Raw genomic sequence first — 11,516 nt, 5'->3', positions numbered from 1 at the left:
ATGAGCCGACCGATGGAGGGCGTCCGGATCCTCGAGGTCGCCCAGTTCACGTTCGTGCCGGCAGCAGGCGCTGTTCTGGCGGACTGGGGCGCCGACGTCATCAAGGTGGAACATGCCGAGCGCGGTGACGCCCAACGCGGACTGGTGCGTCTGTTGGGTTTGGACGTGACGAGCCAAGGGTCGTCGTACTTCCCCATCATGGAAGGTCCGAACCGCGGCAAGCGCAGCGTTGGCCTGGCGCTGGACAACCCGGCGTGCCGGCCAGTGTTCGAAAGCCTGGTCCGCTCCAGCGACGTCTTCGTCACCAACTTTTTGCCGGATGCACGGCACCGCTTGGGAATTGAACTGGAAGACGTGCGAGCGATCAATAGGGACATCATCTACGTCCGCGGCAGCGGATTCGGCCAGCGCGGACCCGAGACAGACAAAGGCGGCTACGACAGCACTGCCTTCTGGGCGCGCGGGGGCAGTGCGGCCGGGGTCACTGCGCCGACCGCAGAACAGATGGCCAGGATGCCCGCGGGTGCCTACGGCGACTCGATGGGTGGCATGACGATCGCCGGCGGAATCGCGGCAGCCCTGTACTCCCGCTCGATCACGGGCGATCCCTCCGTCGTCGATGTCTCATTGCTGGGTGTCGGTGCGTGGGCGACGCAGTTCTCGGTGAACCTGGCGTTGATGGCACAGGGACCACTGCCTGCACCCGAGCCGCCGAAGCACGGATCCGCGACCAACCCTTTGATCGGTGCCTACCGGACTTCCGACGACCGTTGGCTGGAATTCGCGATGCTACAGCCGGGTCGCTACTGGCCCGAGTTCTGTTCGTTGATCGGACGAGAGGACCTGGCCGTCGACGAACGCTTCGACACGGTCGAGAAGCTGATGACCAACGCGGGCGAGGCGGCCGGCATCGTCGCCACCGTAGTGGCGGGGCGACCATACGCCGACTGGTTGGACATACTGTCGCGTGGCGAAGGTCAGTGGGCCGCAGTGCAGAACTCATGGGAGGTCGGCCAGGATCCGTCGCTACGCGCGAATGGGTTGATTGCGCAGATCATTGACAGTGATGGTGTACCGCGTGAGCTGGTAGCCAACCCAGTACAGTTCGACGAAAGCCCGGCCGAGCTGACCCGGGCACCGCAGTTCGCAGAGCACACCGACGAAGTACTTCGCGCGCTGGGCTTCTCCGAGGTCGAACTGATCCAGTTCAAGATCGACGGTGCAGTAACGTGAGCACGGCAGTCTTCGACTACACGCAGCTGCGAGACAAGTGGTACCAGCAAGGGTGGTTCGCGCAGACGACCTGCCTGGATGCCTTCGAAACCGGGGCGCGCGGAAATAGCTCGACACCAGTCTCTTTTGTCGTCGACGGTGAGGTATGCGGCCCGACGATCGATGCCATCCACCGTGACGCACTGGCGGTGGCGGCGTCTCTGCAAGGATTGGGAGTGAGCGCGGGCGACGCGGTGGCTGTCCAGCTGACGAACCGGCCCGAGTGCGCCGTGGCCTACCAGGCCGTCCTGCTCTGCGGCGGGGTGTTGGTACCGATACCGCACATCTACGGACTCGCCGAGGTCCGGTTCATTCTGGCCGAAGCCGCCGCCAAGGTCCTGATCATGGCCGACCGCTGGAGGTCGACGTCCTACCGCGAACGAGTACCGGACCTCGCTGATATCGAGACGCTGCGCGCTGTCGTCCTGCTCGACGCCGAGCCGGGGCCGGCCTTCACGACATGGTCGGAACTCGACCGATCCGCCGGTGACTACTTTCGGCCCGCGGTGACCGCCGATGAGGTGTGTCTGCTGGTGTACACCTCAGGCACCACGTCGGCACCCAAAGGCGTGCAGCACTCCCACAACACGCTGCTCGCCGAGCACCGGACGATGCCGTCCGTGCTTGCCGGCGGTCCGGACGATGTACAGCTCGTGAGCTTTCCTCCAGGGCATATCGCTGGCGTTGGCAGCATTCTGCGACCACTGTTCTCCGGCAGCCGCGCCGTGTTCATCGACGGCTGGGATGCGGCCCAAGCCGTGGATGTGGTGCGACGATTCGGGGTTACGGCCACCGCCGGAACGCCGTTCCATCTGGAGAGCCTGCTCGATCTGGGCGACACCGCCGAGGCGCTCGCGACGCTGCGCGAGTTCTTGATTGGGGCCGCGCCGGTGACCGAGGAACTGGGCCGCCGCGCGGCGGCCGCAGGCATCAGAACGTTCCGCAGTTACGGTTCCACCGAGCACCCGACGGTCACCGGCTTGTACACCGGCCAAGACCGGTCGGCTCGACTGAGTACGGACGGCGAGCCCCTACCAGGGTCACAGGTACGCGTCCTCGGACCGGACGGCACCGAGTGTGGGTGCGGTGTCGACGGTGAAATCGTCGTACAGGGTCCCGAGCAGTTCGTCGGGTATCAGGATCCTCGGCTCAATGCCGACTCCTTCACCGCGGACGGTTGGTTTCGTACCGGCGACCTGGGCCACATCGATGAGGGAGGTCGGCTGACCATCACCGACCGGATCAAAGACGTGATAATCCGTGGCGGAGAGACCATCTCGTCAGGACAGGTCGAAGACGTCCTGAACACGCACCCGGCGGTGGCGGAGGGCGCGGCGGTGGCCGCACCGCATCCGCGTTACGGTGATGTAGTCGCCGCAGTGGTGGTGCTGAAGCCGGGAGCGACAGTCGATCTCGACGGAATTCAGGCGCATTTCGCAACGTCTGGTCTGGCCCGCCAAAAGACACCGGAGCGACTGGTCGTCGTCGACGCGATGCCACGCACAGCACTGGGCAAGGTGCGCAAGGCAGACCTGCGAGCACGGTACTTCCGATGACAGTGATTGATGGCGGCTAAAGTCGATGTATGCCCAGGGTGTCACTGAAGCGCGGCGAGCGGTCACGCCAGCAGATACTCAGCGCTGCGCGAGAGATGTTCTCCCGAGTGGGCTTCGCCGCCGCTAGTACCGAGGAGATCGCCCGGGCGGCTGGGGTCGGGACCCGAGGCGCGCTGTATCACCACTTCGAAGACAAGTCCGCCCTGTTCGGGGCCGTGTTCGAAGAGGTACTGAAAGAACTGATGGATCGGCACGTCGATCCGTTCATCGGATTACCCTCAGGCTTCGGCCGGTTGAAGCGAACGATCGACAGCTACCTCGACACCGGTCTGGACAGCGACATCCGCCGCATTGTTCTCGATGCGCCCGCGGTGCTGGGATGGGAAAGGTTCCGTGCGATCGGCTCCTCCTACGGCCTCAATACTATCCGCCAGCTCGTGGCCGACGGCGTTCGCGACGGGAGTATGCGAGCAGTGGCACCCGACGCCCTAGCGCATCTTCTGCTCGTCTCATGCGAAGAGGCAGCACTGTATGTCGGCAACTCCGACGACGTCCCGGCCGCACGCGTCGCAGTCGGTGAGGCCCTCGACGCCCTGCTCGAAGGCGTTCGTAACCCGGCCATCTGAAACCCGAAGACCAAGTCACTGTGAGATAGTCAGATCGATTCGCTCGAGTGCGAGAGTCCCGCTCGGCCAGATGACCTGTGGTACTTCGACGTTGCTCAGCGCGTAGTGCGGAATCCGCTTGTTCCACTCTTCGATCACCAGCCGAAGTTCCATGCGCGCCAAGTGTGATCCGAGGCAGCGGTGTGGACCGCGCCCGAAGGCGAAATGATTGGCCCGGTCATCGTGCACGGTGTCCGGGTCGTCGAAGCGGGCCGGATCCCGGTTCGCTGCTCCGAAGCTGAGCCAGCAGGTGGATCCGGCAGGAATCGCAACGTCGCCGATATGGACCTCCTCGGTGGTGACCCGCGGCGCATACGGCACCGGGCCGTCAACGCGCAGTATCTCCTCGATGAAGGTCGGGATCTCCTCGGGATGTTCGATCAACTGTTGCCGACGTGCCGGGTCCTGCGCCAAAGCAGTGATCGCGAATCCGACCGCAGCGGTGACGGTGTCCAGACCGGCAATGATGAACAAGAAACACAGGCCGAGGATCTCCTCGTCGGTCAGACCGCCTTCCTCGCGGTCGGCGAGCAGCTGACTGAGCAGGTCGTCGCCCTGATTGTCGCGGCGGTGGGTGAGGTGCTCGAACAGATACCCATACATCTCGGCAGCCTGCATCAACACTTCGGGAGTCGGCTCGGGGCTATCTGCTTCGGCGAACTGGAGGATCGCGTCCTTCCACCCGATCAGGCGGTCCCGGTCTTCGAGCGGCAAACCGAACAATGTCAGGAACACCTGCGAGGGATACGGAATTGCCAACGCGCCGACCACTTCACAAGCGTCGCCGCCGGCGACGATCCCGTCGATCAAGTCGCCGACCTGCTGACGAAGCTCAGGTTCGATGGCGGCCATACTGCGCGGGCTGAAGAACTTGTCCACCATGCGCCGATACCGGGTGTGCTCAGGTGGGTCGAATGCGATCGGTACGAGCGGGATCGGGCTGCCCAAGAGAGCGAACGCCCCACTCGAGGAGAACACGTTGGGTTGCTTGGCGGCGGCCTCGACCGCATCGGCGCCGGTGATGAAGTAGACGCCTTTATCCGAGACACTGACATCGCCGGCGGCATGCAATATGCGCCATGCGCCAGTTCGGTCGGCGCGAAACGGCAGCGCATCGAGGGCCGGCATTGCGGGGCAGGTATCAGTCATAACATCCTCACTGGTCGTGGTGCTGGGTTAGCGGAGGCGGTTCAGCAGTGATGCGGTGTCGAGATCCTCGACCGCCACGCACGCTCGGCGCCAGGCGGCCTCGGCGTTCTCCTCGGCTTGCAGTCCTGGCCAGTTGATGGTCATCGCCGTGGCGTCCCAGGCTTCTGCGGAGAACAACCGGTAGCGTTCGAAAGCCGTGCCGTATTGCGGCACATCGGGGACGCCGCCGGATCGCAGGCCGTCGAGATAGCGTTCGAGTAGTTCCCGCTCGTGGGCGCGGCGCATTTCAGGCTCGAGGCCGGTGGTCATCCAGTAGGACACTTCGCGTAGGCCGGGGCCCTGCCAGACAACCTGCCAGTCGAGCAGGCCGGACCGGCCGTCACTCGTCGAAAACGTGTTGCCCAGATGGGAATCTCCATGCAGCAGAGTCAAGGGACCCGCCTCGAATTCGCGGTAGTACGCAGCCGCGTGTCGGTCCAGCGCCTGCGAAACCGCCCGCACGGCCGGAGTCACTTCTGGGCGGCCGAGCTTGAGCGCTCCGGCGCGGCCCCGCAAGTAGAACTGCTTGAGCACGGCATAGCCCGGACGGGCACTCCAGGTCCGCGCCCAGGTCAGGTCGCGGCTGAATCGGGGGCTGTTCCAGAACTGCGAGTGCAGATCAGCGAAAGCCTCGATGACACCGCGGGCATGCGCGATTTCACAGCGGTCGGCCAGCGCATAAGGTCGACCGCCGTCGGCGACGATATCCTCCAGGACGATGAGGAACCGAGCACCGATACCCGCGTAGGCGAACCAGGCTTTGGGCACCACGCCCTTGAGGGAGGCGGCAGCCTCGTTGTAGAAGTGCACTTCGTTGACTGCCATGTCCAGGGCGCCCACCATCACCCGGTTCTTCGCCGACAGCGGTGAGCTCTTGAGGAACAGGTTCGCCGGCAGGCCGGCCTCCTTACCTACGTCATTCCACTCGACCACGATCCGCTGGCGATCCGTCGTTCCGGTCGTTCCGTCCAGGGGTGCCACCGCCAGGACGGCGGCACCCTGCACATCCTCCGCCAAGTGCTCGGTGAGCCAGGTGGCGGTGACGTCGGCGGACTTCCAGGGCCCGCGCGTCGGAACCCGCGGCAGCACCGAGGCGGCAATCTGAGCAAGGGCACGAAGGTTCGCTGCGGAATGCATGTGTTTCCTCGATTCAGCCAATGTGACGCAGGCCATACGCTATAACGGACCACTACGGTCCGCAAGTCCCATTCCGGGGACGCTGCGGCTAAAGTTGCCGAAACCAGCTGCCGAAACCGAGGAAAGGACGGCCGATGGAGGGCAACGAGACTCGCGGTAGACCCCGCGACCCGTTGGCCACTGATCGCATCATGGCCGCCGCCCTTGACGAATACGCCCGGCACGGTTGGTCGGGTTTCTCGATGCGAGGGGTCGCCCAGTCGGCAGGCGTCGGGAAGTCGTCACTGTATCTGCGGTGGTCGTCCAAGGAACAGCTGTTGGTCGACAGTGTCGTCGCCGGAGCTGCACACCTGGCCGATCGAACCGACACCGGGACCCTCTACGACGACGTTACGGCTTGGGCCACAGATCTTTTCGAATACTTTCTCAAGCCGTCCGGCTGGACGGCGGTGCGGATCACGGTGGACGCGGTCGCTGGCATTGCCACACTCGACGGTATCCGGGCCCGAGTGACGGAACCACTCATCGAGACGTCCACAGCAATCTTCCAGCGCGCGCTGCGCCGGGGTGAAATATCCACGGAAGCGGCGTCACTCGATGTCGCGGAGTGCCTGTTCGGAAGTGTCATGATGCACGTTATGAACCTGGCGCCGGGGAGTCATCACGATGCGAAACTTAATGCTCACCAACATGTTCGACCATTCATTGACATCGTCCTGACCGGAATCGGCGCCCGGATACCAGGCGCCGACCCTGACTAACCTAGAGGTATCGCCATGAACATCACTGTTTTCGGCGGATCCGGCCAGATCGGCCGCTTCGTCGTTACCGATCTACTGGCCGCGGGCCACAAGGTCACTGCATACGTTCGCAACCCGGCCAAGCTCGAAATCAACGATGGCGCACTCACCACGGTCACCGGGGAACTGTCAGACGTCGAGCGCATTCGGCAGGCCATCCACCGGGCCGACGCAGTGATCAGCGCCCTCGGGCCATCGCTCAAACGTGGCGCCAAGGGCACGCCGATCACTGAGGGAACCAAGAACATCGCTGCCGCCATGACAGCCGAGAACGTCAGTCGTTACATCGGACTCGCGACACCGTCGGTCCCGGACGAGCGGGACCAGCCGACGCTGAAAGCCAAGATCCTGCCGATCATGGCCGGGACGATGTTTCCCAACGCCCTCACCGAGCTCGCCGGGATGACGCAGGCGATCACCAAGTCCGGGCTGAACTGGACCATCGCCCGGATCACCCGGCCGACGAACGGAAAGCCGAAAGGTACTGTCCGGGCAGGCTTTCTCGGCCGTGACAGGGTCGGATCAGCGATGACACGGGCCGACATCGCCGCCTTCCTCATCGCACAGCTGACCGACGATAGGTTCTCGCTGGCCGCACCGGCAATCAGCAACTAACTCAACGGAAGTAACGCGGATGACCCGCACAGACCCTGTCCGCGGCGGACCTTGGTCAACCGCGTCGTCGCGCGCGACGAGCTCGAACCGGTGACGGAAGCGTTGGCGGCCAAGATTGCTCGCGCCCCGCTGTCCACACTGATGGCGACGAAGACCATGCTCGTGCGGGCTTGGGAGCAAATGGGTATGCGTCAGCATCTTCAGCTGTCGGCGGACCTGATGTCGGTGCTGGAACACACTTCTGACACGCAGGAACTCAGGGCCGAACTCCAGGAACGGAGCCGGCTCCCCCGCGAACAGGCGTCCGGTGGCTAATGCGTCTGCTCAGCACACTCGGCCGGCGAAGAAGGCGCCTGAGACGATCCCAACGACTATGGCGATTGTGGTGTAACCCAACACGGTCGCCACGACAACCCCCGCGATCGCACCAATACCCAGTAGGAGTAGGAGAAATGCCACTGCCGCTCCGGCCACTGGACCACCTTTCTATGACTGTGGTCGCAACGTATCGCACGAATGCCCCACACCACAGCAGAATCGCGATAATCAGTTAACTGTTTAGCGATCAACGGGTTGCAAAGATTGATATCGAGCTCAACGACCTCGGAAATCGGGGCTCCGCCGTTCCCGAAAGGCCCGCACACCCTCGCGGAAATCTGAGCTGTGGGCCAAGGCCAGCTGGCCTTCCGCCTCGATGGCCTGAACCTGCCGCAGCTCGCCGAGCGTCCCGGCAACCAACGCGCGCTTGGTCCAGGCGTACGACAATGTCGGCCCACCGGCTGCCGACCGCAACACATCCTCCAGCACTATCTCGTAGTCGTCAGCGCCGGCCAGATGTGAGATCATCCCCCACTCGAATGCCGTTGCAGCGTCGACCCGTTCGGCGGTCATTGCCATCCGTGCCGCGCGGGCACGCCCGATCAGGTCCGGCAGTAGCGCACAGGCGCCGCCGTCGGGCATCAACCCGACCCGGCTGAATGCCAACTGGAAGTACGCCGCGGGCGAGGCCACCACCAGGTCGCAGGCCAGCGCCAGCGGGCAGCCGAAGCCGGCCGCCGCGCCGTGCACTCCGGCGACCACCGGTTTCGGCAGAGCCGTGATCGCCTGAACCACCCGGTTGGCGGCGTGCGCGGCGCCGTGGGTGTCACCGCCGGTCAAGTCGCCGCCCGAGCAGAACGCCCGCCCCGCTCCGGTGAGCAGAAGCGCCCGTACCGAGTCGTCGGCCGCGGCTTCGGCAAGCCGGGCCGACAACTCGTCGAGCATCGGGGTGTCGACGGCGTTGAGTTTCTCCGGCCGATCCAGCAGAATCCGCTGGACAGCACCCTCGTGGTCGACCGAAATACCGTTCACGACAACCGATTCATCGGAAGGATCACAATCCCAAGTCGCGACCGATGATGTCCTTCATGATCTCAGTGGTGCCCCCGAAGATCGTCATGATGCGGTTGTCCAGGTAGTCGCGGGCCACCCGGTACTCGGTCATGTAGCCATAGCCGCCGTGCAACTGCACACAGCCATCGATCACCTTTTTCGCGGTCTCGGTGCACCACCACTTGGCTTTCGAGGCCTCGACCGCGGTCAACTCACCGTCGACCACCGCTTGCAGACACCGGTCTATGTACTGCTCGCCGATCTCGAGTTCGGTGTCCATCTCGGCCAGCAGGAAACGGTTGTGCTGGAAGCTGCCGATCGGTTGCCCGAAAGCCTTGCGGTCTTTGGCGTATTGCAGCGTCTGCCGCCAGGTTTCGCGGGCACCGCCGATGGCCGAAATAGCAATGGACAACCGCTCCGAAGGCAGGTTGTGCATCAGGTGATAAAAGCCCCGCCCCTCTTTGCCCAGGAGGTTGGCCGCAGGCACCCGGACGTCGGAGAATACGAGTTCGGCGGTGTCCTGATAGTGCAGACCCATCTTGTCCAGCTTGCGGCCACGACTGAACCCGTCCATCCCGTCCTCGACCACGAGCAAGGTGAAGCCCTTATGCCCGGCATCGGGATCGGTACGACACACCACCACCACCAGATCGCAGTTGATCCCGGACGAGATGAATGTCTTCGAACCGTTGACAATCCAGTCGTCACCATCGCGAACTGCCGAGGTACGGATACCAGCCAAGTCACTGCCTGCGCCCGGCTCGGTCATGGCCACGGCGACGATCAACTCACCGCTGATGATGCCCGGCAGCCAGCGCTTCTTCTGCTCATCGTTGGCCAATGACGAGAAATATGGTCCGACAACGTCGTTCTGCAGGCTCAACGACGGTGCCGGACCGCCGTAGCGGGCGATCTCTTCGTCGATGACGGCGTTGAACCTGAAATCGTCGACGCCTCCACCGCCGTATTCCTCGGGCATGTTGAACCCGATGAGTCCATATTCGCCTGCAGCCGTATACGCCTGGCGGTCGACGATGCGGTCGGTCTCCCACTTCTCGGCGTTCGGCACAAGTTCACGCTCGATGAACTGGCGCACGGTGTCCCGGAACGCCTCGTGCTCGGCCTCCAAAACGAGTCGCTTCATTGCCCTATCTCACTCTCCATACAGTCGGCGCATCTCGCCGCCGACCCTTCCTGATGTTCGCGAGACAACCTGCGCTCCACGCCTTCTGAGATCGGCATCGGGGACCGGTAACACCACGGCGCCAGTCTCCTTCGACGGCAGCAACACCTTCGCGGTACCGCGAGTGGTGGCCTCGTCGCGCTGGCTGGTGGCGAAGACGTCCAACGACACCGCTTCGCCCGCGCTCTCGCCCTTGGCAGTGACCTTGCCGGTCAACCGATGAACGTCACCGTGATAGTTGAATCCGCGCAGCTGCAGATCCATCTCGGCCAGCCAGCCGTCGTCACCGATCCAGTTGGTGAGCAGATGGCTGACCCACGCTGCTCGCATCTGGCCGTAGTCGTACGGTGCCGGAATGCCGAGAGCCTGAGCGCGCGCCGCGTCCCAGTGCAGGCGTTGCACGACGTCGGGAACGCCGTACTCGTCGGGCTGGTAGAACGCCGGCATCCGCTTGCGTAACTGATGAGCAAACTTCAGTGGTCCGACACCGTATCCACCCCAACCCCAGCCCATGTGCATCGAGATGATGTCGACAACCGTCAACGGGCCCTTGATGATTCCAGGCAGTTCGGCACCGGCCGCCACGTCCTCCCACCACTGCGGGTCGGCGCCCCGGCGCACCTCTGCCTCGTACTCGGCCTCGACCTGTTCGAATTCCTCAGGCGTCCAGTGCTTGCGTTCGATGTTCTTGAGCTTGCCGGACTTCTTGGAGCCCTGACGCTCGGCGTTGATATAGGACTCGTCGCGGGTGGCGACGGGATTGCCGTCGATGTCGACGTAGAGATACCGGAAGGTCTCCTTGACCGAACGCCCGCCGGAGAATTCGCTCTCCTTGACCTGAACGTCCAGCGTGTAGTTCTCCGCCAACACGGGGCGTCCGGCGTAGATCGGGCGGTACCACGTCCACTTCACTCCCGAGTAGTACTTGCCCGTGCCGCGGAACAGTCCGCGGAACAACTTCTTTCGCTCTGGATCGGTGAACTTCGGAGTCTGGTCCAGGCCCGTGGAGATCGGGAAGGTCGGTGAGGCGATCTGCCCGTGCCAGCGGGTGCCGGTTCCGTATGCCGGATCGTGAAACAGTGGATTGTCATCCCCGCAGCCAAACGCGAACTGCGTGATGGCATCCGCTGATGGCAGCTTGTTCCACGCCTCATCACGTTGAAAAACCGGTATCCCGATCTGTGCCTTGGCCCGCTGGATATCCTCATCGGTGATCCGGCCCTCTTCAGCGGCCGACTTCTCGGTAGTGGTCATCAGATCCCCTAAAACTTCAGCATTGCGCCGGCGTCGACCTTGAGCTGTAGGCCGGTCACGTAGCGAGACTCGTCGGAGGCCAGGAAACAAACGGCGTTCGAGATATCGGACGGCTCGACGTACGGCGTGGGCATCGCCTGCATGGCGGGGAACGCCAGTAGGGCATCGTCTCTGGTCGGGGTTTCGAGGTCCGGCCGAAACTGGCGGTACATCGGATCACTGTTGAGCATCGAGGTGTTGCAGTTGGTGGGGTGAACGACGTTGGCGCGGATGGATTGCGGTGCCAGTTGTCCGGCCAGCTGCATGGTGTACGAGTCCACGAGCTGTTTGGCGTAGCTGTAGCCCTGTCTCTTATACTCATTTCCGAGCGCCCGAGACTAGGCATGATCTCTAGTGTTGTGTGTATAAAGAGACAGCACCGGCACCGGCAAGCGCTACCGGCCGGCACACCAAAATGCCGCTCCGCCAACAAACG

General features: G+C 63.6%; 11 protein-coding genes and 2 pseudogenes. 7 read left to right on the top strand and 6 right to left on the bottom strand.

The window, feature by feature from the left end:
- Genes HBE63_RS03705 through HBE63_RS03695 form a run of 3 tightly spaced genes read left to right on the top strand, consistent with a single transcriptional unit; the run spans position 1 to position 3,454 of the window.
- Positions 1-1,233 carry a CaiB/BaiF CoA-transferase family protein gene (locus tag HBE63_RS03705; protein WP_055111241.1) on the top strand — a complete coding sequence of 411 codons (1,233 nt, stop codon included), beginning with the start codon at positions 1-3 and terminating at the stop codon, positions 1,231-1,233.
- Positions 1,230-2,828 carry a class I adenylate-forming enzyme family protein gene (locus HBE63_RS03700; protein WP_166903364.1) on the top strand — a complete coding sequence of 533 codons (1,599 nt, stop codon included), beginning with the start codon at positions 1,230-1,232 and terminating at the stop codon, positions 2,826-2,828. Before HBE63_RS03705 ends, HBE63_RS03700 begins: the two co-directional genes overlap by 4 nt.
- Before the next feature lie 29 nt (positions 2,829-2,857).
- On the top strand, positions 2,858-3,454 hold the full coding sequence (locus HBE63_RS03695) for a TetR/AcrR family transcriptional regulator (RefSeq protein WP_082448856.1): 597 nt from the start codon (positions 2,858-2,860) through the stop codon (positions 3,452-3,454).
- Between the two features lie 15 nt (positions 3,455-3,469).
- On the opposite strand, the gene HBE63_RS03690 is transcribed toward HBE63_RS03695, so the two are convergent.
- A complete protein-coding gene (locus tag HBE63_RS03690; RefSeq protein ID WP_166903362.1) occupies positions 3,470-4,642 on the bottom strand; it encodes a cytochrome P450 in 1,173 nt (390 codons plus the stop codon).
- A 27-nt stretch (positions 4,643-4,669) separates the two neighbouring features.
- Positions 4,670-5,818, bottom strand: coding sequence for a phosphotransferase (locus HBE63_RS03685; RefSeq protein WP_055111249.1), 1,149 nt, complete (start codon positions 5,816-5,818; stop codon positions 4,670-4,672).
- Between the two features lie 134 nt (positions 5,819-5,952).
- Between HBE63_RS03685 and HBE63_RS31815 the strand changes: the two are divergent.
- The 4 genes and pseudogenes from HBE63_RS31815 to HBE63_RS03670 all read left to right on the top strand — a co-directional run.
- Positions 5,953-6,078 (top strand): annotated as a pseudogene (locus HBE63_RS31815) (TetR family transcriptional regulator); the annotation flags it as partial.
- A 57-nt stretch (positions 6,079-6,135) separates the two neighbouring features.
- Positions 6,136-6,579 (top strand): TetR-like C-terminal domain-containing protein, encoded by a 444-nt coding sequence (locus HBE63_RS03680; RefSeq protein WP_243858484.1) that lies wholly within the window; start codon positions 6,136-6,138, stop codon positions 6,577-6,579.
- 15 nt (positions 6,580-6,594) lie between these two features.
- Entirely contained in the window at positions 6,595-7,233 is a 639-nt protein-coding gene (locus HBE63_RS03675) for an NAD(P)-dependent oxidoreductase (protein ID WP_055111254.1), read from the top strand.
- Positions 7,234-7,284: 51 nt separating this feature from the next.
- Complete coding sequence (locus HBE63_RS03670) at positions 7,285-7,548, top strand: enoyl-CoA hydratase/isomerase family protein (protein ID WP_055111256.1); 264 nt, start codon at positions 7,285-7,287, stop codon at positions 7,546-7,548.
- 279 nt (positions 7,549-7,827) lie between these two features.
- On the opposite strand, the gene HBE63_RS03665 is transcribed toward HBE63_RS03670, so the two are convergent.
- From HBE63_RS03665 to HBE63_RS03650, 4 genes and pseudogenes are all read right to left on the bottom strand, one after another.
- Complete coding sequence (locus HBE63_RS03665; protein WP_166903358.1) at positions 7,828-8,583, bottom strand: enoyl-CoA hydratase-related protein; 756 nt, start codon at positions 8,581-8,583, stop codon at positions 7,828-7,830.
- A gap of 22 nt (positions 8,584-8,605) precedes the next feature.
- Positions 8,606-9,748, bottom strand: coding sequence for an acyl-CoA dehydrogenase family protein (locus HBE63_RS03660; protein WP_166903356.1), 1,143 nt, complete (start codon positions 9,746-9,748; stop codon positions 8,606-8,608).
- A 9-nt stretch (positions 9,749-9,757) separates the two neighbouring features.
- Positions 9,758-11,041 (bottom strand): MaoC family dehydratase N-terminal domain-containing protein, encoded by a 1,284-nt coding sequence (locus HBE63_RS03655; RefSeq protein WP_055111261.1) that lies wholly within the window; start codon positions 11,039-11,041, stop codon positions 9,758-9,760.
- Positions 11,042-11,049: 8 nt separating this feature from the next.
- Positions 11,050-11,385, bottom strand: a pseudogene (locus HBE63_RS03650) (SDR family oxidoreductase); the annotation flags it as partial.
- Between the last annotated feature and the right edge of the window lie 131 nt (positions 11,386-11,516).

Source organism: Mycobacterium sp. DL440 (assembly GCF_011745145.1).
GTDB lineage: Bacteria > Actinomycetota > Actinomycetes > Mycobacteriales > Mycobacteriaceae > Mycobacterium.
Note: the sequence above shows the minus strand (reverse complement) of the source record. Positions and strands in the feature narration are given on the sequence as shown.